At 66.0% G+C, this 25,744-nt stretch carries 23 protein-coding genes and 2 tRNA genes; 15 read left to right on the forward strand and 10 right to left on the reverse strand.

Features of this window, described 5'->3' with window-relative positions:
- Positions 1–479, forward strand: a 479-nt coding sequence (locus tag WB508_RS08160; RefSeq protein ID WP_423844390.1) for a DUF721 domain-containing protein, incomplete at its 5' end; no start/stop codon positions are given.
- On the opposite strand, the gene WB508_RS08165 is transcribed toward WB508_RS08160, so the two are convergent.
- A complete protein-coding gene (locus WB508_RS08165; protein WP_423844391.1) occupies positions 426–1,313 on the reverse strand; it encodes a phosphatase PAP2 family protein in 888 nt (295 codons plus the stop codon). The genes WB508_RS08160 and WB508_RS08165 overlap by 54 nt on opposite strands.
- Positions 1,314–1,532: 219 nt before the next feature.
- Here WB508_RS08165 and gyrB point away from each other — a divergent pair, with 219 nt between their 5' ends.
- From gyrB to WB508_RS08195, 6 genes are all read left to right on the forward strand, one after another.
- On the forward strand, positions 1,533–3,524 hold the full coding sequence (gene gyrB / locus WB508_RS08170; protein WP_423844392.1) for a DNA topoisomerase (ATP-hydrolyzing) subunit B: 1,992 nt from the start codon (positions 1,533–1,535) through the stop codon (positions 3,522–3,524).
- Positions 3,525–3,558: 34 nt separating this feature from the next.
- Positions 3,559–6,114 (forward strand): DNA gyrase subunit A, encoded by a 2,556-nt coding sequence (gene gyrA / locus WB508_RS08175; RefSeq protein ID WP_423844393.1) that lies wholly within the window; start codon positions 3,559–3,561, stop codon positions 6,112–6,114.
- Positions 6,111–6,857: a DUF3566 domain-containing protein gene (locus tag WB508_RS08180; protein WP_423844394.1), complete on the forward strand. Its 747-nt coding sequence runs from the start codon at positions 6,111–6,113 to the stop codon at positions 6,855–6,857. Before gyrA ends, WB508_RS08180 begins: the two co-directional genes overlap by 4 nt.
- A gap of 71 nt (positions 6,858–6,928) precedes the next feature.
- Positions 6,929–7,003, forward strand: a tRNA-Ile gene (locus WB508_RS08185).
- A 131-nt stretch (positions 7,004–7,134) separates the two neighbouring features.
- Positions 7,135–7,207, forward strand: a tRNA-Ala gene (locus tag WB508_RS08190).
- 143 nt (positions 7,208–7,350) lie between these two features.
- Positions 7,351–7,827 (forward strand): TetR/AcrR family transcriptional regulator C-terminal domain-containing protein, encoded by a 477-nt coding sequence (locus WB508_RS08195; protein ID WP_423844395.1) that lies wholly within the window; start codon positions 7,351–7,353, stop codon positions 7,825–7,827.
- A 141-nt stretch (positions 7,828–7,968) separates the two neighbouring features.
- Here WB508_RS08195 and WB508_RS08200 read toward each other — a convergent pair whose 3' ends face one another.
- Complete coding sequence (locus WB508_RS08200) at positions 7,969–8,781, reverse strand: alpha/beta fold hydrolase (RefSeq protein WP_423844396.1); 813 nt, start codon at positions 8,779–8,781, stop codon at positions 7,969–7,971.
- Between the two features lie 657 nt (positions 8,782–9,438).
- Between WB508_RS08200 and WB508_RS08205 the strand changes: the two genes are divergently transcribed.
- A complete protein-coding gene (locus tag WB508_RS08205) occupies positions 9,439–10,239 on the forward strand; it encodes an alpha/beta fold hydrolase (RefSeq protein ID WP_423844397.1) in 801 nt (266 codons plus the stop codon).
- Positions 10,236–11,483, forward strand: coding sequence for a PP2C family protein-serine/threonine phosphatase (locus tag WB508_RS08210; protein WP_423844398.1), 1,248 nt, complete (start codon positions 10,236–10,238; stop codon positions 11,481–11,483). Before WB508_RS08205 ends, WB508_RS08210 begins: the two co-directional genes overlap by 4 nt.
- A 1-nt stretch (position 11,484) precedes the next feature.
- On the opposite strand, the gene WB508_RS08215 is transcribed toward WB508_RS08210, so the two are convergent.
- From WB508_RS08215 to WB508_RS08235, 5 genes are all read right to left on the reverse strand, one after another.
- On the reverse strand, positions 11,485–12,471 hold the full coding sequence (locus WB508_RS08215; RefSeq protein ID WP_423844399.1) for a hypothetical protein: 987 nt from the start codon (positions 12,469–12,471) through the stop codon (positions 11,485–11,487).
- A gap of 44 nt (positions 12,472–12,515) precedes the next feature.
- On the reverse strand, positions 12,516–13,385 hold the full coding sequence (locus WB508_RS08220) for an oxygenase MpaB family protein (protein WP_423844400.1): 870 nt from the start codon (positions 13,383–13,385) through the stop codon (positions 12,516–12,518).
- Between the two features lie 22 nt (positions 13,386–13,407).
- Positions 13,408–16,092 (reverse strand): dipeptide ABC transporter ATP-binding protein, encoded by a 2,685-nt coding sequence (locus WB508_RS08225; protein WP_423844401.1) that lies wholly within the window; start codon positions 16,090–16,092, stop codon positions 13,408–13,410.
- On the reverse strand, positions 16,092–17,174 hold the full coding sequence (locus WB508_RS08230; RefSeq protein ID WP_423844402.1) for an ABC transporter permease: 1,083 nt from the start codon (positions 17,172–17,174) through the stop codon (positions 16,092–16,094). Before WB508_RS08230 ends, WB508_RS08225 begins: the two co-directional genes overlap by 1 nt.
- Before the next feature lie 84 nt (positions 17,175–17,258).
- Entirely contained in the window at positions 17,259–18,887 is a 1,629-nt protein-coding gene (locus WB508_RS08235) for an ABC transporter substrate-binding protein (RefSeq protein ID WP_423844403.1), read from the reverse strand.
- A gap of 250 nt (positions 18,888–19,137) precedes the next feature.
- Between WB508_RS08235 and glyA the strand changes: the two genes are divergently transcribed.
- Genes glyA through WB508_RS08250 form a run of 3 tightly spaced genes read left to right on the forward strand, consistent with a single transcriptional unit; the run spans position 19,138 to position 21,487 of the window.
- Complete coding sequence (glyA, locus tag WB508_RS08240) at positions 19,138–20,412, forward strand: serine hydroxymethyltransferase (RefSeq protein ID WP_423844404.1); 1,275 nt, start codon at positions 19,138–19,140, stop codon at positions 20,410–20,412.
- Positions 20,409–21,152: an SURF1 family protein gene (locus WB508_RS08245; protein WP_423844405.1), complete on the forward strand. Its 744-nt coding sequence runs from the start codon at positions 20,409–20,411 to the stop codon at positions 21,150–21,152. The genes glyA and WB508_RS08245 overlap by 4 nt, the downstream gene beginning before the upstream one ends.
- On the forward strand, positions 21,149–21,487 hold the full coding sequence (locus WB508_RS08250) for a DUF3817 domain-containing protein (RefSeq protein WP_423844406.1): 339 nt from the start codon (positions 21,149–21,151) through the stop codon (positions 21,485–21,487). The genes WB508_RS08245 and WB508_RS08250 overlap by 4 nt, the downstream gene beginning before the upstream one ends.
- Here WB508_RS08250 and WB508_RS08255 read toward each other — a convergent pair.
- Positions 21,440–22,228 carry an enoyl-CoA hydratase/isomerase family protein gene (locus WB508_RS08255; protein WP_423844407.1) on the reverse strand — a complete coding sequence of 263 codons (789 nt, stop codon included), beginning with the start codon at positions 22,226–22,228 and terminating at the stop codon, positions 21,440–21,442. The two genes, WB508_RS08250 and WB508_RS08255, sit on opposite strands and share 48 nt — an antisense overlap.
- A 73-nt stretch (positions 22,229–22,301) precedes the next feature.
- Here WB508_RS08255 and WB508_RS08260 point away from each other — a divergent pair, with 73 nt between their 5' ends.
- Both WB508_RS08260 and WB508_RS08265 read left to right on the forward strand, forming a co-directional pair.
- Positions 22,302–22,868, forward strand: a complete 567-nt coding sequence (locus WB508_RS08260; RefSeq protein ID WP_423844408.1) for a peptidylprolyl isomerase — start codon at positions 22,302–22,304, stop codon at positions 22,866–22,868.
- Entirely contained in the window at positions 22,865–23,737 is an 873-nt protein-coding gene (locus WB508_RS08265) for a rhomboid family intramembrane serine protease (protein WP_423844409.1), read from the forward strand. The genes WB508_RS08260 and WB508_RS08265 overlap by 4 nt, the downstream gene beginning before the upstream one ends.
- 98 nt (positions 23,738–23,835) lie before the next feature.
- On the opposite strand, the gene WB508_RS08270 is transcribed toward WB508_RS08265, so the two are convergent.
- Positions 23,836–24,081 carry a cell division protein CrgA gene (locus tag WB508_RS08270; protein ID WP_423844410.1) on the reverse strand — a complete coding sequence of 82 codons (246 nt, stop codon included), beginning with the start codon at positions 24,079–24,081 and terminating at the stop codon, positions 23,836–23,838.
- Positions 24,082–24,170: 89 nt separating this feature from the next.
- Here WB508_RS08270 and WB508_RS08275 point away from each other — a divergent pair, with 89 nt between their 5' ends.
- Positions 24,171–24,923: a DUF881 domain-containing protein gene (locus WB508_RS08275; RefSeq protein WP_423844411.1), complete on the forward strand. Its 753-nt coding sequence runs from the start codon at positions 24,171–24,173 to the stop codon at positions 24,921–24,923.
- Positions 24,924–24,928: 5 nt separating this feature from the next.
- Here the strand turns inward: WB508_RS08275 and WB508_RS08280 are convergent.
- The coding region (locus WB508_RS08280; RefSeq protein ID WP_423844412.1) for a PASTA domain-containing protein at positions 24,929–25,744 on the reverse strand (816 nt) is incomplete at its 5' end.

Below are 25,744 nucleotides of genomic sequence, written 5' to 3' on the forward strand. Positions count from 1 at the left end.
CTCCTGACCCGCTCGACTTGGCCCGGGACATCACCGATCGGTACAAGCGCGGTGGCGCCCCAGCCCCCAAGGGGCAGCCTCGCCGTCGCCCGCCACCTCCGTCCGGCCCGCGTCAGCGACGCGAGGATGCGGTGCCGATCTCCGAGGTGCTGGGCGATCTCATTCGAGATCGCGGGTGGGGCAGACAGATTGACGCCCACCGGCTGTTCGACGACTGGGCGTCGATCGTTGGATCTGAGGTCGCGCAGCACTCACGGGTCACGGGTTTCGCCGACGCCGTGGTGCATGTCGAGACACGATCAACGGCGTGGGCCACCCAGCTGAAGCTGTTGGCACCGCGGATCGTGGCCAAGCTCAACGAACTGCTGGGCGACGGGTCGGTCGTGCGGATCGAGATCCGCGGGCCACAGGCCCCCAGCTGGAAGTCAGGACCACGGTCGATCCGGGGTCAGCGAGGACCCCGCGACACCTACGGTTGAGCCGACGTCAGCGTCCTGATGGGATGTTTCACGGGAAACATCGTCGTCGAACGCCAACACGGCGACCGCTGCGACAAACACCGACACCGTCGCCGCCAGGGCGCCGAGCACGAGCGCCGCATCCACGACACCGCCCCAGCCGGTCGTCGGCCGAACGCCCAGCACGCCCAACGCGATGACGCCGGCCGCAGCACCGATCACGGCGGCAGGAACTGTCGTGCGCGTCCAGACGACGCGACGCGACGCGCCAGCCGACGCCACGGCTGCCCAGAACAGGCAGACGGCCAACGCCGCGACGATGTCCGAGGGACGGTGCCAGCCGGCGACGATCGTGGAGGTCGCCGTGAGGGTCGTGGCCATGGCGCCGCCCAGCACCACCACGGGTCGCAAGGCAGGCGGAGCAGCCAACAAGGTCGCTGCGGTGGCACTGGCCACGACGGTGGTGTGCCCACTGGGCAGAGAGTTCAAGGTGAGCAGCCCGAAGTCTGGACGGTCCAGGAGCAGGTGCTTGAGCACCTGCGTGCTCACGTTGGCCCCCACGATCACGACGACGGAGCCCATGGCCCAGCGGACGTGACCACGTGCGAGGGCCAGGCTGATGGACACGATCATGGCGATCACGACGGCACCGATCGACACGTAACCCAGCACGCTCAGGACGGCCAACCGGGCGTCCGGGCCGGCGTAGACGGTGTTCACTGCGGCCGCATCAAACCGCTGGCCCGATCCGGTCTGCACGGCGTACTGATAGGTGGCCGCGGCGACGCCGGCGGACAGCGCGGCGATGGCCGCGGCGATGGCGCGTGCCACGACGCGATCACGGACTGAGAACATGGCTCCAGCCTGCCTGATACGGCCCAGCGGCGACAGATGAAATCGTCGGGCCGCTCACGCTTTGGTGGGCCTTGGACAATACCCCGCCTCGAAAGGGGACCCATCAGCCCGTCACAGGCGTGATTCTGTGGCTCTGGCGACCCGTTGCATCCGCCGACACGGTGCACCGAAAAGGCACTCCTGCGTCAGGCGCGCGCAAAGGCCCCGTATACTGCTTGAGTGACTCAAACTCCAGATCCTGCGCAGTCCTATGATGCAAGCAACATCCAGGTTCTCGAAGGTCTGGAGGCAGTGCGCAAGCGTCCTGGCATGTACATCGGGTCCACGGGCGAGCGCGGACTGCACCACCTGGTCTACGAGGTCGTCGACAACTCGGTCGACGAAGCACTCGCCGGCCACGCCACCCACATCGAGGTCACGCTGCAGGCCGATGGCGGTGTCAAGGTGGTCGATGACGGGCGCGGCATCCCGGTGGACGAGCACGCCACGGAGAAGATCCCGGCCGTCACGCTGGTGCTCACCTCGCTGCACGCCGGCGGCAAGTTCGGCGGAGGTGGCTACAAGGTCTCTGGCGGGCTGCATGGCGTGGGCGTCTCGGTCGTCAACGCCCTGAGCACGAAGTTGCACGTCGAGGTCAAGCGCGATGGTTACGTATGGACCCAGTCGTTCACGTACGGCGAACCCGATGCACCGCTGGCGCGCGGAGCTGCCACCACCGACACCGGCACCACCACCACGTTCTATGCGAGCGAAGACATCTTCGACACGGTCGTCTACTCCTACGAGACGCTCAAGACGCGCTTTCGAGAAATGGCATTCCTCAACAAGAGCCTCGAGCTGGTGATCCGCGACGAGCGAGAAGCGACCCTCGAGGCGGCCGAGGGAGACACCGAGGTCGACACGATCGAGTCCGAGGCACGGTTCCGCTTCGACAACGGCTTGATCGACTACGTCGATCACATCAACGTGGGCAGCAAGTCGCCCATCCACAACGGCATCATCGCCTTCGAGTCCGAGGATGAGGCCAAGGGTCTGTCGCTCGAGGTGGCGATGCAGTGGAATGACAGCTTCACCGAGTCGGTGCACACCTTTGCCAACACGATCAACACGCACGAGGGTGGTACCCACGAAGAAGGCTTCCGTGCGGCCCTGACCTACACGGTCAACAAGTTCGCGACCACGCAAGGCCTGATCAAGAAAGCCAGCGACAATCTCTCTGGCGACGACGTCCGCGAAGGCCTCACGGCGATCGTCTCGATCAAGCTCGAGGAACCGCAGTTCGAAGGGCAGACCAAGACCAAGCTGGGCAACAGCGAGGCCAAGTCCTATGTGCAGTCGGTCCTCAACGTCGAGCTCGGCGCATGGTTCGAGCAGCACCCCGCCGAGGGCAAGGTCATCGTGCGCAAGTCAATCGATGCGGCCACCGCGCGCATGGCCGCCCGCAAGGCGCGCGACCTCGCCCGCAACCGCAAGGGCTTCCTCGGCAGCGGCGGACTGCCCGGCAAGCTGGCCGACTGCTCGAGCCGCAGCCCCGAGGAGTGCGAGGTCTTCATCGTCGAGGGAAACTCGGCCGGAGGCTCGGCCAAGGGCGGCCGCGATCCGCGCACCCAGGCGATCTTGCCGTTGCGAGGCAAGATCCTGAACGTCGAGAAGGCCCGGATCGACAAGATCCTGCAGAATGCCGAGGTCCAGGCGATCATCTCGGCACTTGGCACCGGCGTGCACGAGGACTTCGACATCGCCAAGCTGCGGTATCACAAGATCGTCCTGATGGCCGATGCCGACGTGGATGGTCAGCACATCTCCACCCTGCTGCTGACGTTGCTGTTCCGGTTCATGAAGCCGTTGATCGACGGCGGCCACGTGTATCTGGCTCAGCCGCCGTTGTACAAGATCAAGTGGACCAATGCCGCGGCCGAGCTGGCGTACTCCGACCGCGAGCGCGATGCGCTGTTGGCCGCAGGCGTCGAAGCCGGACACCGGCTGCCCAAGGAGGCTCCGGTCCAGCGCTACAAGGGGCTCGGAGAGATGAACGACTCCGAGCTCTGGGACACCACGATGGATCCCGACGCCCGCATCCTTCGCCAGGTCACCCTCGAGGATGGCGCCGCGGCTGACGAGATGTTCACCGTGCTGATGGGTGAGGACGTCGAGCAACGACGTTCCTTCATCCAGCGCAACGCCAAGGACGTCAGGTTCCTGGACATCTGATGACTCGCTCTTTCACCATGGATGGGAACACCCGATGACTGACACCCCGATCGAGCGCGACCGCATCGAACCGGTCGAGTTGCAAGATGAGATGCAGCGCTCGTACATCGACTACGCGATGAGCGTGATCGTCTCGCGGGCGCTGCCCGACGTGCGCGACGGCCTCAAGCCGGTGCACCGCAGGGTGCTCTACGCCATGTTCGATGGCGGCTACCGTCCTGACCGCGGCTTCAGCAAGTGCAGCCGCATCGTCGGTGACGTCATGGGTCAGTATCATCCGCACGGCGACACCGCGATCTATGACACCTTGGTGCGACTGGCCCAGCCGTGGGTCATGCGCGCGCCGATGGTGCAGGGCCAGGGCAACTTCGGTTCGCCCGGCGACGACCAGGCCGCCGCCATGCGGTACACCGAGTGCAAGCTCGCGCCCATCGCCATGGAGATGGTCCGGGACATCGACGAGGAGACCGTCGACTTCCGGCCCAACTATGACGGCCGATCGCAAGAGCCCACCGTCCTGCCGGCCCGCATTCCCAATCTGCTGGTCAACGGCTCGGCAGGTATCGCGGTCGGCATGGCCACCAACATTCCGCCACACAATCTCCGTGAGGTCGCGGCAGCCGCCCAGTGGGTCCTGGCGCATCCCGGCGCCTCGAAGGAGGAGACTCTCGAGGCACTCCTCGAGCGGGTCAAGGGTCCCGACTTCCCCAGCCACGGACTGATCGTCGGCACGCAGGGCATTGAAGACATGTATCGCACAGGTCGCGGCTCGATCCCGATGCGCGCGGTGGTCAACATCGAGGAAGACGCCAAGGGTCGTATCCAGCTCGTGGTCACCGAGCTGCCGTACCAGGTCAACCCGGACTCGCTCATGCGCAAGATCGCCGACCTGGTCAACTCAGGTCGCATGCAGGGCATCTCGGACCTGCGGGACGAGTCCAGCTCGCGGGTCGGACGGCGGATCGTCATCGAAGTCCGACGCGACGCCGTGGCCCGGGTGGTGCTCAACAACTTGTTCAAGCACACCGAGCTGCAGAGCAACTTCAGCGCCAACATGCTGGCGCTGGTCGACGACGTGCCACGCACCCTGAGCCTCGACGGCTTCATCACCCACTGGATCACCCACCAGATCGAAGTGGTTCGACGTCGCACGGAGTATCGCCTCCGCAAGGCCGAGGAGGAGGCTCACATCTTCCGCGGCTACGGCAAGGCACTCGACGCGCTCGACGACGTCATCGCCCTGATCCGCCGCAGCCCGACGGTCGACGAGGCTCGCGACGGTCTGATCGACCTGCTCCAGATCGACGAGATTCAGGCACGGGCGATTCTGGAGATGCAGCTGCGCCGCCTCGCGGCACTTGAGCGACAGAAGATCATCGACAAGCTCAATGAGCTCGAAACCGCGATCGCTGACTACCAGGACATCCTGGCGCGCGAGGAGCGTCAGCGCTCCATCGTCAGTGAGGAGCTGGCAGCCATCGTGGACAAGTTCGGCGATGACCGGCGTACCCCGATCGTGCCGGCCGATGGCGATCTGTCCGACGAAGACCTCATCCCCGACGAGGACGTCGTCGTCACCATCACCAAGGGCGGGTACGCCAAGCGCACGCGCACGGATCAGTACCGGGTCCAGCACCGTGGTGGCAGCGGGGTCCGCGGGGCTTCTCTGCGTGGTGAGGACGTCGTGGACCACGTGTTCGCCACCACCAGCCACCACTGGATCTTGTTCTTCACCACGGCTGGCCGGGTCTACCGCACCAAGGCGTACCACCTGCCCGAGGCAGCACGCGACGCCAAGGGCGGCCACGTCGCTGGACTGCTGTCGTTCTTGCCCGATGAGCAGATCGCCAAGGTGCTCGCGGTCCGCGACTACGAGCAGGCTCCATACCTGGTGCTGGCCACCCGCCGGGGTCTGGTCAAGAAGACACGCCTGACCGACTACAACAGCCCACGCCAGGCCGGCGTCATCGCAATCAACTTCCGCGACGATGATGATGAGCTGATCGGCGCTGAGCTGGTCAATCCGCAGGACGACATGGTGTTGATCTCTCGACGCGCTCAGGCCATCAGGTTCAGGGCCGACGACGAGCAGCTACGACCGATGGGCCGAGCCACGTCCGGCGTCACCGGCATGAAGTTCCGCGGCGAGGACTCGCTGTTGTCGATGAGCGTCATTCGTCGACCCGAGGAAGTCGCTGATGCCGATGCCGTGCTCGAACCCGAGCAGCTCTACGTCTTCACCGTCACCGATGGTGGCTTCGCCAAGAAGAGCCGCATCGAGGACTATCGCCTCCAGGGCCGCGGCGGTCTGGGCATCAAGGCAATGCAGATCACCGAGAATCGTGGCGAGCTGGTGGGCGGTCTGGTGCTCGTCGACACCGACGACGTCATCTCGGTCACCAGCCGAGGTCAGATCACTCGTAGCCTCGTCTCCGGTGTGAATGCCACAGGACGTGGCACGATGGGTGTCAAGTTCGTGACGTTGAAGGGTCAGGACCGCGTGGTCACCATCGCACGCAATGCCGAACCCACCCCCGAAGACGTCGTGGCAGACCCTGACGAATCGACCGATGAGGTGCACGACGAGTGAGCGATCAAGCGACTCCTGGCTCGGGTGCTGGCGATGCCGCGCACACCTCGTCGATCCCGCACCTCGAACGCGAGGCGGAGACCGACAAGGGCAGGCCGCGCTCCACAACGAAATCCGCCGGCAAGCCGGGTGGATCGACCACGTCCGATGCCGCAACCACCAAGAAGTCGGAACCCTCCGATGGTGGCCCGAAAGGCCGCCCGCTGACGGCCAGCGACTACGCCCGCACCACCTCGCAGTCGCCGTCCACCACGGCGGTCATTCCGGCTGTCAAGGCCGAGCGCGAGGCACGGTCCACGCCCAAGACCGTTTCCTCCAGCAAGCGGCAAGGCCATCAGGAGTCGGAACCATCGATGCAGATGACCGATGACCGCAGTGGTCGGGAGGCCACGCTGCGACTGGCGTACATCGAGCCGTGGTCCGTCACCCGCATGGCGTTCGCCATCTCGGTCGCGATGATGATCGTGGCCGTGGTCGCCGTGGCGATCTTCTGGATCGTGCTCGAGGTCAGCGGCGTGTGGGATCAGATCGACGGCAGCGTCACCTCTGTGCTCAGCGACGACACGGCCACGTTCCAGATCACCGACTACCTCGGCTTCGGCCGGCTGGTCGGCCTCAGCCTCGTCCTGTCGGCCGTGAACGTGGTCATCATGACGGGGTTGGCCACCATTGCGGCGCACCTGTACAACCTGGCCGCCCAGCTGTTGGGTGGCTTCCAGGTCACCTACACCTCGCAGGACTGACGGGACCAGTCGGCCGGTCCCTCCCCGATTTCATCCGCGTCCGGCGGTGAGGTAATGTTCATCGCTGTTGCGGGCGTATAGCTCAGCTTGGTTAGAGCGCTTCCCTGATAAGGAAGAGGTCCCAGGTTCAAGTCCTGGTACGCCCACTGTTCGAGGAGGATCCATGAAAAAGGTCATCACTCTCAGCCTCGCGGCTGTCAGCGTCCTGTGGACCCTGAGTCAGCGCCGCAAGGCGCCCTCGAACGACACATGGGCAGCGGGAACAGACGCAGTCTGAGGGGCCTTGGCGCAATTGGTAGCGCACCTGCTTTGCAAGCAGGGGGTTAGGGGTTCGAGTCCCCTAGGCTCCACGCCACACAGAACCGCTGGTCAGCGGAGGTTTTAGTACCACCCCCCGATGGGTCAAACGGCAGCACAGAACTGGGGTTCGTGCCCATACGTGCCCATAGCCCGCCTCACGAAGGCGCGCTTGACCCATCAGGAGACGACCGCGATGACCGCCACCTCAGCTATAACCCGCAAGCGCAAGAACACCCGCGCATCCTTCGGCAGCATTCGACGCCTCCCGTCCGGTAGATATCAAGCCCGATACCACGTCATTCCGACTCTGGAGAGCATGCTCGGCCACCAGCTCGCGGTAGTGCTGTCTCCGCGCATGCTGCGGCTACGACGCCTGGTGATCAGCGAGGTCCCCCGCTTCCCCGACCTCGCGCGCGCGGTGTTCGAGCAGGGACCGCGTCGCGCGGTCACCACCCTCGAGGCATTGATACGCGAACTCAACGCGCGTGGGTGGGTGCGAGTGCCGGATCCCGCCATGGCCGCCGAGCAATTGAACTGGCTAGTGATGGGTGCGCCCACAAACGCCGCAATGTTCCTTGGCGACGACGTCGCGCCAGCCCCAGCCGCGCGACAGGCTCACGTTCGGGACGCGGTTGCCACGTTCCTGGCGGCGTACGGCCCTCGGTCCTGACCCGAGGCCGCGCCGACGATCCGTAGGTGGATCAGCATTCGGGATGCTCTGACGCGGTGGAGAAACGCACGGTCATGCCGATGAGCGATCTTTTGTCAGCGAACCAGGCAAACCTGACCCTGGCGCACGCGGCGCTGTGCGTCAGTCGCGCCGCAGGAAGGCCGAGACGGCCTTGAGCACTGTCTCCGTCTGCTCGACGAACGGCAGGTGACCGCTCCTCGGTACGACTTGTAGGGCAGAGGCCGGGATCGCGTCGCTCAAGCGTTGCGCGCGGTCGGGCGGGAACATGAAGTCGTCTGCACCGGTCATCACCAACGTAGGAGCGGCGATGTCGTCCAGTCTCTCGGTGACGTCCCAGGCCTGGAGCGCGCGCTGGCCGCCGTCGTCGCCGCCTTTCCGGTAGATGGTCTTGCCCAGAACGGACCGCGCGGCGGAAGATTCGGAGTGCGGGAGATACCACGGTCCGGCCACGTCGAAGACGCGTAGCAGGTCGGCGTTGTTCTCCACCGGCTCCTCGAAGACCGACAGCGCCTCGGGTTGCACCCCGAGGCGCTGCAAGCCCGCGGTGATTGTCTCTGGAGCTGGACCCGTGCTGTCTGTGTCCAGCAAAATCAAGCCGTGCAAGTTCTCCGGGAAGGTCAATGCGTACTCGAGCGCGACGAAGCCGCCGTAGGAGTGACCAAGCAGCCAGGTGCGCGGGTGACCCAGGTGCTCGCGCAGTGCGTTTACGTCCTCCGCCAGGCGCTGCATCGTGAGGTCGTCCCCGTCGCCTGTGGACCTGCCGTTCGCACGGAAGTCCAGGTATGTCAGCGTCATGTACTCGCCCAACGGGTCGAGCCAGGGCCGGAGATAAGTGTGGTCCAGGCCGAGCCCGCCGTGCAGGATGATGAGAAGCTCGCCGTCGCCGAACGTGTCGTACCAGAGCGTCGATCCTTGATAGTCGAACGCGGACATCTGACCTCCAGGTGGTGTCGAGCGACGCTAGCAGCGGCTACCCAGGTGGGGCAATGAACGCACGCTCATGCCGCAATCCGTGCGCCGGTCCGAGGCGTTGAAGCGGACTATGTGTTGTCGTCGATTGATCCGCTGGAATCGTGTCGCGGCCACTCCGCGTAGGAGTGTGCGGTCAGCTCTCGCTAGGCGGGCCGCCGGCGGCGTGCCCATACGTGCCCAAAGAACTGTCTAGTGCTGTCCAAAACTGTCGGACGTTGGCAATTCTTGGTGGTAGCGTATCCGCAGGTCAGAGGGCAATCCTGCCTCTCACCTGCAGGAACGCCCGGAAAGTGTCGTCAGTTTTGCAAGCAGGCGGTTAGGGGTTCGAGTCCCTAGGCTCCACGCAAGCGACAACTTTTCGCCAGCGAGGTTCCTCTTACCGTCTTGGATGGCGAGCGGGAACGTGGCCAGCGACGCTCCAGTCTGTCTTTAATGGTCCGACGCCGGCAACGACTGGTGGACCGCGTACGTGCAGGTCAACGGGTTGTGGCGCCCTGACCAGCCAGAAGGTCCAGTGCGCGTTGTCGATCTCGGGCTGAGGATGAGGGGCCCGAAAGCCTTGAGCACCAACTTCGCCGGACGTCCGTCAGGCGGCCGGATCGGATACTGTCGGGGACCATGGGCACTCTTGAACGGCACGCCGTGACGGTCAGCGGCAATCCAGACGGACAGACCATGGTGTTCGCGCACGGCTTCGGGTGCGACCAACACATGTGGCGCGAGGTCGCCCCCGCCTTTCAGGCCGACTTCCAGGTGGTGCTGTTCGACTACGTTGGTGCCGGAGGGTCTGACGTGTCGGCCTACGACGCATCGAAGTACTCGACCCTCGACGGCTACGCCGACGACGTGGTAGCCATCTGCGAGGCACTCGGAGCGTCCGATGTCATCTTCGTGGGGCACTCGGTGTCGTCGATGATCGGCGCGCTGGCGGCGGCGAGGCGACCGGATTTGTTTGCCAGGCTCGTGATGGTGGCGCCGTCAGCTCGCTACATCAACGACGGCGCATACGTGGGGGGTTTCACGGAGGCCGACATCGACGACCTGCTTGGCTCGATGGACAGCAACTACCTGGGATGGTCCAGGGCGATGGCGCCGGTCATCATGGCGCACCCGGACGAGCCGGCGCTCGCCAGCGAGCTCGAGGAGAGCTTCTGCCGAACGAATCCGCAGATCGCGCGCCAGTTCGCCAAGGTCACCTTCACCTCCGACAACCGGGACGACCTCGCGAAGGTCTCCGTACCGACGCTGGTGCTCCAGTGCAGTGACGACCTCATCGCACCGATGTCGGCTGGAGAATACGTGAGGGACCACCTTGCCGACGCGACGTACGTCGTGCTTGACACGACCGGACACTGCCCGCATCTGAGCGCTCCCGCCACGACGATCGCGGCGATCGATCCGTACGTGCGAGCGGCATGACGCCCGCCGGCGTCGAGGACTTCTTCGCCCGTGCGCCCTGCGGATACCTCGCCCTAGGCGCAGACGGCGTGATCACCGCCGCGAATCAGAAGTTCCTCGATCTCGTGGGTCGGCCGGCTGATCAGGTCGTGGGTCACGCGACCTTTCCCACCTTCCTGGGCGTCGGCGATCGGATGTATCACGAGACACACTTTCGCCCCTTGCTGCAGATGCACGGCGAGGTGCACGAGATTGCCTTCGACGTGGTGCGCGCCGATGGAGCGTCCGTCCCGGTCTTGGTGAGCGCAAACGTCCGCGCCGAGGACGGGTCTGTCCGGGCGATCGTGTTCGAGGCGCGGGATCGCCGTACGTACGAAAAGGAGCTGCTTGTCGCCCGGGCGGAGGCCGTTGCGTCCGAGAGCAAGGCGCGAGATCTGGCTGAGACCTTGCAGAAGACCTTCATACCAGCGGCTCCGCCGCAGATCCCGGGACTGCACATCGAGGGGGCGTACCGTCCGGCAGGGGACGGCACCGAGGTGGGAGGCGACTTCTACGACGTCTTCCAGGTGCGAACTGGCGAGTGGGTCCTGGTCATCGGGGACGTGGAGGGCAAGGGGATGCACGCGGCAACTGTGACCGCGTTCGTCCGTCACTCGATCCGCGCGATCGCCATGCAGGTCGACAGCCCCGCCGAGATCTTGCAGGCCGTCAACCTCGCGCTCGCTCTGGATGGGCGAAACCGATTCTGTACGGTCGCGGCGGTGCGGTTGTCCTGGCAGGGCGACCACTGGTCTGGAGCGCTGGCGGTGGGCGGGCACCCACTGCCGCTACTCAAGAGCTCTGACGGAATGGTGACCGAGATGGGGGTTCCCGGCTCACTGCTCGGGGTGCTGGACGTCCCCCACCTCGTCGACGCGACATTCGTGCTCGGCGAGGACGAATCAATCGTGCTGTTCACCGACGGAGTCATCGACGCCCAGGCGTCGCGGGACCACTATGGCGAGGACCGCCTCACCCGCCTGGTCGAGACATCCGACTCAGCTACCGACATGGCCGACGAGATCTTGCAGGACGTGATGCAGTTTCAAGGGGGCCAGGCCCGCGACGACATCGCCGTCCTGGTGGCGACGGGGGCCTCGACGGCCCCTCCTCCCGGGGGCCCGGAGGGGCACCATCCAGGCGATCGGCACCATCGGATCTCGCTGGAAGACAAAAACCGACGCCTGCTCGCGCTCGCCGAGCGGCCGGGCGACGAGGACGAGTGATCTACGGCTGATCGAGATCGGCCAGGTGAAGATCTGGGCGCTGCCGAACGAAGTCTGATGCGGCACCTGGACCGTTCTCCACCTCGACCACGAGTTGCGGATCAACCAGCATGAGCGACTCGGCCGGACCCTCCCAGCCCGGCAGATTGGCGGTCGAGGGGAATCCGGGCCACGGGTGAGGGCCCTGAGGCTGGATGAGGACCTGTCCGAGCTGCTGTCCCTCGAGCGCGGACACCTGCGCAGACCACCCCGCGTGCCGCAGCCCACCCGCACCGTCGGGGGTTGCCAGCATGAGCCGTGTCGGTCGTCGCAGTTGGCCAGCGACCGCCCACACCACGAACACCGCTGACTCCTGAATCCGCACCCGCTGCCACGCGGCGGAACCGGGTGCGTACCGCGTCGCCGTCCCCTTGGCGACGACTCCATCGATGCCCACGCGCGTCTCGGCATAGCTCTGCAGCCAGGCATGAGCCTGTTCCCGGACCCTGGTCTGCGGCACGATGTGCAGCGGCGGCAGAGCGTCTTCCAGAAGGATCTCCAAGGCGTGGCGGCGGACCCGGAACGGACTCGCACGCATGTCTATACCCGCCCCGGCCAGGACGTCGAAAGCCACAAAGGAAACCGTGTTGGCGTGCAGGCTGCGCACGCCCGTCTGACCAGAAAGCCGGCGCCGGAACTCGTCGAAGTCCGCTCGTCCCCTGCCCCAGATGACTATCTCGCCATCGAGCACCACTCCGCCGGGCAACCACTGCACGGCCGCTGCTGCGATCTCGGGAAAGGCATCGGTCATGTCGTCGCCGCGGCGGGACTGGATGCGACAGATGCCCCGTTCGACGAACAGCAGCGCCCGGCGGCCGTCGAACTTCGGCTCGAAGACCGTGCCCCCGGGAAGATCCTCAGTCTGCGGCAAGGACGCCACGGAGGCCACGGCGACGGGTTGCTGTGGGAAGGGCAGCACCTGAATCAGTCCGATCCTCTCTGCCGTCATCGGCACACCGAGATTGTCGCATTGCGCGCCTTCGGGCCAGGACATCACCGGGTGCGCTCGGGGGTGGAATCGGCGGCCATGGCCCAGCGAATGGTGCCGGTCATCGCCACGCCAGCCGCGCGGACCGCTGTGGCCTCGGTCAACGGCAGGTACGGAAGTCGCAACGGCCACCGACTCCATCGGGGCATCAGACCCACGCCAGCGGCGCACAGCAGCGAGTACGGGGCGCGCTGCACCCACGGAACAGGCGGGCGGATCAGGATGAAACGCGCGGTCCGGCGAGCAGCTTCGGTGCTCTGCAGCTCGGGGCGGTAGCCAGCGATGACCTCGTCCAGCTCGGCCACCGTCTCGGGCACCTGGTCGGCACCAAGGCCGCGGGCGACGTGGGCCGTCTCGGCGACGTAGGCGTCGCGGCCGGACGCATCCAGCGGTGTGCGGCCGTATCGGTCGTGGGCCCGCAGGAAGCTGTCGATCTCGGCGACGTGCACCCAACGGATCAGGTGCGGATCGGAGGCTCGATACGGCCGGCCATCTGGCGTGACGCCGGCGATGCGGTCGTGGACGGACCGAACGACGGCCATGGCTTGATCGGCCTGTTCGATCGTGGCGAACGTTGTCTCGGCGAGGAAGGTGCTGGTGCGTTGCAGCCGCCCCCAGGGATCGCCCCGGTAGCCCGAGTGCTGGTCGACCGCGGCCATGGCGAGGGGATGCAAGGACTGCAGGAGCAGTGCTCGGATGCCACCCACGAACATCGACGCGTCCGAGTGCACGCGGTGGATCGCCGTGTCGGGTCCGTACCGGCGTTCGCCGGGGGTGTTCCAGATTCGCTCGCGCCGGGCTGGCCCCTCGTCGCCGGCGACTCGCTCGAACAGAGCTCCTCCGATGTGCTGTCGCACCACCGCCACCGGATCCATGGATCCAGTGTGGCACCGGAGGTCAGGAAAGGCCGGTCAGCAGATGGCCTCGCTCGGCCCGCCGGCGTCGCTGCTCCGCCGGATCGGGCACCGGAACGGCAGCGATCAGGCGTTGGGTGTATCCCTCCTGCGGTGATCCGAGGACCTGGGCCCGATCGCCCACTTCGACCAGCTTCCCGTTCTGCATCACGGCGACCCGATTGGCGAGCGCGTCGACCACGGCGAGGTCGTGGCTGATGAACAGACAGGCAAAGTTGAGCCGATGCTGCAGGTCGGTGAACAAGTCAAGCACCCGCGCCTGCACGGACACGTCGAGTGCCGACGTCGGCTCGTCGGCGATCAACAGATCTGGGTCCAGTGCGAGGGCGCGAGCCAGGCTGACCCGCTGACGCTGACCGCCAGACAGCTCGTGCGGGAAGCGCTCGGCATAGGCGCCGCTCAGTTCCACACTGTCGAGCAGTTCGCGGACCTTGGCGTGGACGGCACCGTCGGACAGGTCGGTCTGGACGTGCAGCGGCTCGGCGATGCAGTCGGCGATCGACATCCGGGGGTTCAGCGAGGCTGCGGGATCCTGAAAGACGAAACCGAAGCGGGACCGCTGGGGTCGCAGCTGACGATCAGACAACCCGGAGACCGTGATGCCGGAGACTCGGACGATTCCAGACGTCGGTTGCTGGAGCCCGACCGCGGTGCGACCGATGGTGGACTTGCCGGAGCCAGACTCGCCCACCAGACCGAGGACTTCACCACGGTGCACGGTCAGCGACACGTGGTCAACGGCGCGGAAGCTCGGTTGGCCGAATCCCCCGGGGAACTCGACGACGAGATCTTCGATCTGGAGAACGGGCTCGGCGTCAGTGGGCACCGGTTCAGGACCGTTTGCCCGGCCCAGATGGGGGACAGCCTCCAGCAGAGCCCGTGTGTACGGGTGCGCTGGCGCAGCGAACAGCTGCTCGACGGGGGCCTGTTCGACGACCGAGCCGCGATACATGACCACGACACGATCGGCCATGTCAGCGACGACGCCCATGTTGTGGGTGATCAGGACGATCGCGGTGCCCAGCCGGTCGCGCAGGGACAACAGCAGCTCGAGGATCGCGGCCTGCACGGTCACGTCGAGGGCCGTGGTGGGTTCGTCAGCGATGATGACATCGGGATCGCACGCGATGGCCATGGCGATGACCACCCGCTGCTTCTGACCACCGGACAGCTGGTGCGGGTAGTAGTCGACCCGCTCTGCGGGATCGGGCATGCCCACCAGCTCGAGCAGCTCGACGGCGCGTGCCCACGCCGCCTTCTTGGAGCCCCTTCCGGTGAAGTTCGTGCCATGGGCGCGCAGGCCCTCCACGATCTGCCACCCCACCGTGTAGACAGGATTGAGCGCGGTAGACGGCTCCTGGAAGACCATCGACACCTGGTCGCCGCGGATGGGTTGGAGCTGGCGGCTGGTCATGCCGATCAGGTCATGCTCCTGGCCGTCCTTGGAGCGCAGGCGCGCCGATCCGGTCACCGCGGAGGTCGACGGCAGCAGGCCAAGCACGGCGCGCGAGCTGACCGACTTGCCAGAGCCTGACTCGCCGACCACAGCCACCACCTCTCCCGGGGCGACGTCAAAGCTGACTCCGTTGACGGCGTGCACGGGTGCGGCGTCGGTACGGAACGTGACGTTCAGGTCGGTCAGTGACAGAGCAGCCACGCGTGTGGTGCCCACGTCGGACCGGATCTCGACCGAGGGAGCCGCGTCGCCGGTTACCTCGTGGAACTCCGCCTCGATCTCGGCCTCGTCTGCGGTCGTGGTGTCGCCACTGCGGGTGCGCAGCAGTGGATTGAGAATGTCGTTGAGGCTCTCGCCGACCAAGGTGGCGCCGAGCACGATGAGGACGATGGCCGAACCGGGGAACACTCCCGTCCACCAGATGCCGGACGCGGCATCAGGCAAGGCCTTGTTCAAGTCGTAACCCCATTCCGCCGCCGCAGACGGCTCGATGCCGAAGCCGAGGAAACCAAGTCCAGCCAAGGTGAGAATCGCTTCGGAGGCGTTCAGGGTGGCAATGACCGGCAGTGACTGGGACACATTCGAGAAGATGTGCCGGCGCAGGATTCGCGGCGTGCGAACGCCCACCACGCGGGCCGCGTCGACGTAGGGCTCTGCCTTGACCGACAAGGTCGCATTGCGGATGACCCGGTAGTACTGCGGCACGAACACCACCGTGATCGACACAGCGGCGGCGAGGATCCCGCCCACCGCACCGCTGCTGCCGCCGGAGAGCACGATCGACACGACGATGGCCAGCAGCAAGGAAGGGAACGCGTAGAGCGCGTCCATCACGAACACCAACGCGCGGTCGAGCCAACCACCGACGAATCCGGACAGCAGTCCGAGAGGAACGCCCACCAGGCCGGACAGGATGACCGCCAAGATGATCACGATGACCGCGGTGCGGGCACCCCAGATCACGCGAGACAAGACGTCGGCGCCCCCGACCGTGGTGCCGAACAGGTGGTCCCAGGACGGCGAGGTCTGGGTGCCGAACAGCACACCGTCGTCACCTCGCGCCTGGTTGAATTCATAGGGCGCGATCAGCGGAGCGAAGATGGCGAGGAGCAGGAAGACCGCGACCAGCGCAAAGCCGAGCAGCAGCATGAATCGCTGCAGCCCGTGGGACTGGCGCACGACGCCGGGCAGGCCGAAGGACACACGCCTCATCAGAACCTCACTCGCGGATCAACAAACGCAACGATGACATCGATGAGGAAGCTCATCACCCCGACGATCAGGGCGATGACGGTGACGATGCCCTGGACGGCCAGGAAGTCCCGACGGATCAGGTACTGGGACAGCTGGTAGCCCAAGCCCTTCCACTCAAAGGTCGTCTCGGTCAAGATGGCGCCGCCCAGCAGCAATGCGATCTGCAGACCCATCACGGTGACCACGGGAACCAGGGCGTTGCGGAAGGCGTGCTTGCTCAGCACCCGTCGCTCGCTGACGCCGCGAGCGCGGGCGGCGGTGACGTAATCCATCCGCAGCGTCTGCAGGAGGTTGACGCGGACCAGTCGCAAGAAGATGCCACCGGTCAACAGCCCGAGCGCGATGGCCGGCAGCATGGCGTGCTGCAGGACATCCCAGATCAGCGCCGGCTCGCCCCACAAGATGGCGTCGAGGATCATGATGTGGGTCTGCGGCTCGACCTGTTGCAGAGTCAGCTCGGTGCTGATGCTGGCCCGTCCCGAGGACGGCCAGCCGAAGGGGGTGAAGGCCAGCTTGAGCAGCAGACCCACGAAGAACACCGGTGCCGCATACACCAGGATCGCGAACAGACGGAGCAGGACGTCGGGCAGCTGGTCGCGGTACCGAGCCGCAATCCGACCGAGCGGGATACCCACGGCGAAAGCGACCAGCAGGGACCAGAACGCCAGCTCGAGAGTGGCCGCGCCGTTGACCACCAAGATGTCCGACACCTCACGGTTATCAGTGAGCGTGACGCCGAAATCGCCCCGCAGCAGACCGGTCAGGTACTCCCAGTACTGCCTCAGGATCGGTCGGTCCAGGCCGGCTTCGGCCTTGCGTTCTGCGATCTGTGCCGGGCTGAGCCGCCCGCCCAGAGCGGCTTGGATCGGGTCGCCGATCACGCGCATCAGCACGAAGACCATGGTCACCAGCAGCCAGATCATCGGCACGAGGAGGCCGAGGCGCACCAGCAGATAACGGGCCAGGGGGCTCAGACCGGTGCGGGTCGGTGGTGGGTGGTCCGGTCCTGCGGTCGGCGCGAGCGCTTGGGTGGTCGCCATGGTGGTCCCTCAACGATGGTGGTGGACACACACCATGGGGGCAGGTCCACTCGGACCTGCCCCCACGATGGTGCTACGGGTGTGTCACTTCGACAGCTGGGTGAACCGGAACTTGAACGACGCGTCGAGAGTGTCTTCGACTCCCTTGACACCGTCGCCGGCCACAGCGACTTGCGAACCGGTCAGCAGCGGCAGGTACGGAACCTGGTCGGCCAGTCGGTCCTGGATCTCGCCCAGAGTGACCTCACGCGAAGCCTGGTCGGCATCAACGCGCTCTGCGTCCAGCAGCTTCGACATCGTCGGATCGGCAAAGTCAGTCCCCAGCTCGTTGTAGTGCGAGTTGGTGAAGTTGCCGCTCTTCTTGTCGTCGTACGGGCTCAGGAACGGCGACAGATAGTTGTCGGCGTCCGGGAAGTCCGGGAACCAGCCCAGCTGGAAGACCGGGTACGCGTCTGCGGGGTACTCCTCGGAGTAGGTGACCCACTCCGTGGACTGCAGCGAGACGTTGAACAACCCGGTGGCCTCGAGCTGGCGCTTGACCGCGTTGTACTCCTGGTCCGAGCTGGAGCCGTAGTGGTCCGGGTTGTACTGCAGCTTGATGTCGACCGGAGCTTCGACGCCGGCGTCATCCAGGAATTTCTGTGCTGCCGCCTTGTCGGGGGCGTCACCGTAGGCGTCCTTGAACGCCTCGTTGGCGCCGGCCTGTCCTTCAGGAACCATCGAGAAGGCCGGGGTGAACGTGCCCTTGTAGACCTGTTCGGCGAGCTCGGCACGGTTGACCGACGACGCCACAGCCTTGCGGATGGCCAGCTTCTCCTCGGGTGTTTCGCCGGGCATCTTGTCCAGGTTGAACACCATGTAGCGCAGCTCACCGCCCGCACCGGTGTGCACCGTGACGCCGTCGGTCTTGTCCAGATCGGCGATGTCGGTGGGTGTCAGTGAGCGGTAGGCGACGTCGATGTCACCGTTCTGCACGTCCAGCTTGAGATTCTCGGCCTTGGCGTAGTACTTCATGGTGACGTTGTCGGTCTTGGGCGCGTCGTAGGTGCCGTTGTAGTCGGGGTTGGCCTTGAACGCAGCGAGCTGGTTCTTCTCGTAGCTGCTGATCGTGTACGGACCAGAGAAGCCATTGGCCTCCACGGCCGCGTTGTCATCCATGACCTCGTCAGCCGGGAAGGTGTCCTCGTCGACGATCGGACCGGCCGACGTCACGAGGATCTGCGGGAACGTCTGGTCGTTGGGGGCCGCTAGCGTGAAGGTGACCGTCGAGTCGTCGGTTGCCTCGACCGACTCCATGGCACCCAGCAGGGGTGACGGGCCGTTGGGGTCCTTGATGTCGACGATGCGCTTGAAGGAGAAGGCGACATCGCTGGCGGTCAGCGCGTTGCCGTTGGCGAACTTCAGGCCGTCCTTCATGGTGCAGACGTACTTGGTTCCGTCCTCGGCGTCGAAGTCGCACTTCTCGGCGGCATCCGGCGTCAGGTCGGTCGTGCCAGCTGGGAAGTTGAGCAGGTACTGGAACACCTGGGTCTGCACGTTGAGCGAGCCGTTGTCATAGGAGCCCGCCGGGTCGATCGAGACGACCTTGTCGGTGGTGCCCACGATGAGGCCCTCGCCTGAGTCACCGGACTGGCCGGTGCCACAGGCGGCGAGCGCAAGCCCGGAAAGGGCGGTCACCGCGAGGACCGCGGTGCCCCGTCGGAAGTTGTTCATCCATGTCCTCCTGAGTGCTTCGCGGCGCCGTCACCGGCCGCCGGGCTAGTTCAGTCGAACTAGGCCGTTTGGCACGCTACACCTGCGGGAGACCCAGCGTGATTGCAGTTCGGTTACCTTTGGGTTCGCCGCCTGCTGAGAGGCCGAGAACAAGGACCAAAGTCCATCACGCACGCAGGTCGCAGTGCTGGTCACCACGTGCGGCGGATCGCTGTTTCCGAGCGCTGGAGCCAGCAGATAGTCTGGCCGCATGAGCCTGAATCAGCCGCTATCTGAGTTCGATCCCGAGATCGCCGCGTTGCTCGATGCTGAGCTGAGCCGCCAGCAGACGACGCTGGAGATGATCGCCTCGGAGAACTTCGCCCCCGTTGCCGCGTTGCAGGCGCAGGGCAGCGTTCTCACGAACAAGTACGCCGAGGGATACCCGGGCAAGCGGTACTACGGCGGCTGCGAGGTGGTCGACCAGGTCGAACAGATCGCGATCGATCGACTCAAGGAGCTGTTCGACGCCGACTACGCCAACGTCCAGCCGCACTCAGGCGCTTCGGCCAATGCCGCCGTGCTGCATGCCATCGCGCGCGCCGGCGACACCATCTTGGGCCTCGACCTCGCCAACGGCGGCCACCTCACGCACGGGATGAAGCTCAATTTCTCCGGCCGGTTGTACGAGGTCGTGCAGTACCACGTCGACGAGCAGGGCTTGGTCGACATGGAGGAGGTGCGGGCTCTGGCCATCGAGCACTCACCCAAGGTCATCATCGCCGGCTGGTCGGCGTACCCGCGCCAGCTCGACTTCGCGGCCTTCCGAGCGATCGCCGACGAGGTCGGCGCCATCTTGTGGGTCGACATGGCCCACTTCGCCGGTCTGGTCGCCGCGGGTCTGCACCCGAGCCCCCTGCCGCACGCCCATGTCGTGTCAACCACGACGCACAAGACGCTGGGTGGTCCTCGCGGTGGCGCCATCTTGTCCAATGACCCCGAGCTGGTCAAGAAGTTGCAGTCCGCAGTGTTTCCGGGCCAGCAAGGCGGGCCGTTGGAGCACGTCATCGCGGCCAAGGCGGTTGCCTTCAAGATGGCGCTCGGTCCGGACTTCACCGATCGCCAGCAGCGCACCATCGACGGCGCCCGCATCCTGGCCACCCGTCTGATGGCCGACGATGCGAAGGCGGCGGGTGTCCAGGTGCTGAGCGGCGGTACTGACGTGCATCTGGTGCTGGTTGATCTGCGTGACAGCGAGCTCGACGGAAAGCAGGCCGAGGATCGGCTGCACGAGGTCGGCATCACGGTCAACCGCAATGCGGTGCCCAACGACCCGCGTCCACCCATGGTCACCTCCGGGCTGCGCATCGGCACGCCCGCGCTGGCCACACGAGGCTTCGGCGCCGAGGAGTTCACCGAGGTCGCTGACGTGATCGCCGAGGCCCTGAAGGCTGGTGACGTCGACATCGACAGCCTGCGCAAGCGCACCGCCGTGCTGGCCGAGCGCTTCCCGCTCTACCCGGACGTCGCGCCCTTCTCGGCGTGACGGTGAAGCCGGCCGGAGGGCTGAGTTCCTGGTTCCGGCCGGGCCTGCTCGGCTTGCACGTGTTCGCCGTTGCTGCGGTGGTCTTCTGTGTCGTCATGGGCTTGTGGCAGCTGGGCATCTACGACTCACGTCAGGCTGACGAGCGAGCCGACCAGCAGGAGGTGCCCACGGTCGCCCTGAGCGAGGTGTGGGGACCGGACGAGCCGTTCGCAGCGCGCCTGAACCAGCGGCCCATCACGGCGACGGGGGTGTTCGCTCCGAACGCCGACCAGTTCTGGGTCACCGACCGCATCCAGGGTGGTGTCAGCGGAGCCTGGCTCGTCGCGCCGCTGCTGACCGATGCGCGCACAGCGTTGCTGGTGGTGCGAGGGTGGGCGCCTGAGCCGAATGTCGCACCTGCCGTCCCGAGAGGTGAGGTCACCGTCGCCGGTGTGCTGCAACAGGGCCAGGGCGCAGGAGAAGGGTGGGATCGGGAACGGCGCGAGATCGGGTCGATGCGCATCCCGGCTCTCAGTAACGAGCTTCCGTACGACCTCTACTCCGGCTACGCGGTCGGGACCGACCGCCAGGTGGCCGGAGGTCTGTCTCTCGCGTCGATTCCAGATGATGATGTCCCGTGGACCGTGGGTCTGCGCAATCTCGCATACACGATGCAGTGGTGGGTCTTCGGGCTGTTCGCCCTGTTCATGTGGTGGCGCATGGCCAGCGACCAGGTGGACTCCCGTAGCCTGCGGACGTGAGTCGAACCGCCACTGCCTACCGCGTCGTCGCCTGGATCGTCGGACTAAACCTGATCTTCGTCATCACGGCGTGGATCGGCCAGCTCACCACGGACGGTGGGTCGTGGTGGAACCGCAACGCCAGCGCCATCACCGTCGTCGACATGGTGCACGGCTACCTCTTCATGGGCTTGCTCGTGCTGATCGCGGTGCTCGCACGCCGGCACCGTTGGAACCCGTTCTTCACCATCACCACAGCGCTGTTCGCGACGATCCCGCTCGTCAGCTTCTGGGCCGAACGCCGCGCCTCAGCGACCCTGGAACGTGGCGTGGCCGGGACCGTCAGCAAGGAATGACTCCATGCCGTGCTGCAGGTCGTCGGTGTCGAACAGTGACGAGGCGATGGTGGTCGTGTGGACCATCGCCTCGGGGATGCCGCCAGCCTCGAAGTGACGCAGGATGTGTTTCGCGGCGCCGAAGGCTCGCGTGGGTCCGACCGCGACGTGACGCACCAGGTCGAGGACGGCGTCATCGAACCCCACCGATGGCAGCACGTGGTTGATGGCGTTCCAGCCGGCCAGCGTCGTGGCGTCGTACAGGTTTCCGGTGAAGACGAGCTCCTTGGCTCGACCCAGACCTGCTCTGGCCGCGAGACGCTGGGTCCCGCCCATCGTCGGGGTCAGTCCGATGACGCGCTCGACCAGGCCGAACTTCGCGCGCTCCGAAGCGATGATGATGTCGCACGCGAGGGCCACCTCGAACGCCCACGTGAGGGTGAGCGCGTGGGCGGCGAAGAAAGTCGGGATGTCGAGGGCGTCAATACGCTCAGGCAGCTGGAGCATCCGGTCGTACAGGTCCTGGGTGTCCGCCCGACTCGTGCGGGCGTGGAAGGCCGCGACGTCGACCCCGCCGGAGACCAGCTTGCCCTCAGCGCGGATCAGCAGCGCGCGTGGAAGATCAGCCTCGACGGAGTCGAGGGCTGCGTCGAAGGCGTCATGCATCTGGGCGGAGTACAAGTTGACGGGCGGCGCCTGGAAGGTCAGCACAGCGATGCCAGCCTCGGATCGGTCGACGGTCACGCTGGGAGAGTCGTTCATGACGGCCACGGTAGCCGCATTGATCAGGGCTCAACGGCCCGGCACGGAGCTGGTTCAGGGGTCGCGTGGGACAATGGCCTCCACCGACTCGAAAAGGAAGTTCACCACCGTGTCATCGAAGTTGACCGCTCATTTCACGACCACGCACGGAACCATCGTGGTGGATCTGTTCCCCGACCACGCGCCCAAGACGGTGGAGAACTTCGTGGGTCTCGCCGAGGGCACGAAGGAATTCGTCGATCCCGCGACCGGCCAGCCGACCACGCGGCCCTTCTACGACGGCTTGGGCTTCCATCGCATCATCGCGAACTTCATGCTGCAGGGCGGCGACCCCATGGGTGACGGCCGCGGCGGTCCGGGCTTCGAGTTCGAGGACGAGTTTCATCCCGATCTGCAATTCGACCGTCCGTACCTGCTCGCCATGGCGAATGCCGGACCCAACACCAATGGCTCGCAGTTCTTCATCACGCTCGCGGCAACTGAATGGCTGAACCGCAAGCACACCATCTTCGGCGAGGTCGCCGACGACGAGAGCCGGACCGTGGTCGATGCCATCGGCGCACTGAGCACCGGACGCTTCGATCGTCCCGACACCCCAGTGGTCATCGAGTCGTTGCGGATCGAGCGCCCCCAGGCGTGACGCCTGAGGCCGCAGCCGAGCAACGCTGCTACCGCCACCCCGACCGTGACGCGTACATCTCGTGCCAGCGGTGTGAACGGCTGATCTGTCCGGACTGCATGCGGGACGCCGCGGTCGGGTTCCAGTGTCCTGCGTGCATCGCCGAGGGCAGGAAGTCGGTGCGCGCAGCCCGCACGATGGCTGGCGGCGCGGTCAGCAGCTCGGTCGGCACGGTCTCCATGGTCCTGATCGGGATCAATGTGCTCGCCTATCTGATGCAGCTCGCGACCGGCGGATTCGACGGTGGAATCTTCCGGCAGGGCGCCATGCTGGCCGAAACCCGATTCGCGAGTGACGGGACTCAGCTGACCGGCGTCGTCGACGGCGCGTGGTGGCGCTTGCTCACAGCCGCCTTCTTGCACGGTGGGCTGCTCCATCTGGCTTTCAACATGTACGCGCTCTACCTGTTCGGCCCGTACGTCGAGAAGGCTTTCGGCACGTGGCGGTTCGTCGTGGCCTACCTGTCCATGGCGGTGTTCTCGTCAGTCGTCGTCTACGTGCTGTCACCGGCGGGCACCCCCACGGTGGGTGCATCGGGGGCGATCTTCGGACTGTTCGCGCTCACCCTGGTCCTGCAGACCAAGGCGAAGATCGATGTGCGAAGTCTGCTGGTGCTCTTAGGCATCAACGCGGTGCTGAGCCTGCGAGCGAACATCAGCTGGCAGGGCCACCTGGGCGGCTTCGTGGCCGGCCTGCTGCTGGGTGCGGCGGTTGCGTACTCCCCCAAGCAGTACCGCCAGCAGGCGCAGATCGGCGCCTTCGCACTGCTGCTGGTGGTCGCGGTGGTGGCGATGTGGCTGCGCAGCGACGCTCTCGTCACCCGCCCCTAGGGTTGTCCACAGGTTAGTCCACATCTGGGGAGAGTTACACGCGTGTAGTTATCCCCATGTGCGTACACAGGTGGGGACAACCGGCTGTTCGGAGCCGGTCACTCCCACTTCATGGCAAAGCCGAAGGACGCCACGATGAAGCCCATGCCGATGAAGATGTTCCAGTTGCCCAGGTCGTCGTACCACTGCAGGAACGACGGATAGCTGGCGACCTGACCGTTGAGCACGTAGAACGTCACGATCCACAGCAGTCCGAAGACGGCCGAGATGAGCATCGCTGGGCCGGCCCAACGGTTGCCGACTCGCTGAGGCCTCGGCCCGTCGGGGGTCTTGTCTCGTGCCACGTGGTCCTCCAGACGAGGCGGCGCAGGCGCCGCAGTTTCACAGGGTCTCGTCTAGCCTAGTGGGGGGAGTCGTGGACCGGGGAGGCCGTATGGCGCGCAAGGTGGGGCCACAGCGTGGTTCGCATGCCGAACAGCGCTGGCCGTTGTCGGTCATGGCGGTGTGCGCTGCCACCGGTCTGCTGTTCGTCACGGCCGCCGTCAGCGCGTCAGGCGACGATCTGCGCCCGGCCGGTGGAGACCTGAACTCCCTGCTGCGTGAACGCTCGCAACGCGTGGACGAGCGACGAGACGCCGCCCGTGACCTCCAGCGGTCGATCGAGGGCATGACCGGCAGCGTCGGCGGCACCACGATCGACCAGCTCAAGAGGCAGACGGCCCGGCTCGAGCCGGTGACCGGGCTGACGCCGGTTCGTGGACCGGGAGTGGGTGTGGTGCTGGACGACGCCCCGAAGACCGCCGGGCGTGAAGGCCTGGACCCCAATGTTCTCGTGGTGCACGAGCAGGACCTCCAGGCGTACGTCAACGCGTTGTGGGCCGGAGGTGCCGAGGCGATCTCGTTGCAGGGGCAGCGGCTGATCTCGACCACCGGCATCAAGTGCGTCGGCAACACCGTGCTGCTGGACGGCGTTCCCTACTCTCCGCCCTACCGCATCCAAGCGGTGGGCGACGTCGACGGCATGTTGGCCGCCATCGACACCACGCCCGAGACGGTCACGTACGCGGACTACGCCCGCGTCTACGGGCTTGGTCTGCGAATCCGCAGCGATGACGACGTGGCGGTACCCGCCTACAGCGGTCAGGTCAGCCTGCAGTACGCCAGGTCGACCGCCAGCGGGTCCTGACCGAGCTACCCGCCCAGCCCGTCCTCGGCGACCCCGTCCTCGGCGTCATCGGGTTCGTCGGGTCTGCTCGAGACCGTGATCGTGATCGACGTCCCCCGGGACACGCGCTGACCGCTGGACAGCGACTGGTCCGACACCACGCCCTTCTCCTGCGTGGCAGCCGGATCCTCCTCGACCGAGACCTTGAGGCCGGCGTCCTCCAGAGCCTTCTCGGCATCGGACTGCTTCATGTTGACCACGTTGGGGACCGTCGTCTGCCCCCGCGACACGATGATCGTGACAGTTGACCCGACCTCGACGGACTCACCCGACGTCGGGTTGGTGTTGATGACCTGATTGGCCTCGGCCTGGTCATCAGCCGTGTCCTTCTTGACCTTCAGTCCCAGATCCTCCAGGCGTTGCTTGGCACTGTCGTAGCTGAATCCCTGCAGATCGGGGATGGTGACCTGCTCGGGGCCGGTGCTGAGCATCAGCGTGACCGTGCTGCCTGGTTCGGCGTCGGTCCCCTCGGCCGGGTCGGACTCGATGACCCGACCCGCTGCGATGTCGGCGTCGGCGCGCTCCTCGGTCTCGACGGTGAAGCCAGCCTCGGTGAGGAGACGGGTCGCGACCTGCTCCTCCTTGCCGGCGACGGCCGGCACGGTCACCGTGGTGGGCGTCTTGTCATCGCCGCCCCCTGTCATCAGCAAGATCGCGATGATGGCAGCCACGACGAGCAGCAACCCGACCACGGCCATCCACCAGCGGTTCTGGCCCCCGTCGTCCTCGTCGGCGACCGCTCGGCGGGCACCCGGCTCGGGGCGGGTGGCGGCAGCAGCGAC

The organism is Aeromicrobium sp., assembly GCF_049586495.1.
Lineage (GTDB): Bacteria > Actinomycetota > Actinomycetes > Propionibacteriales > Nocardioidaceae > Aeromicrobium.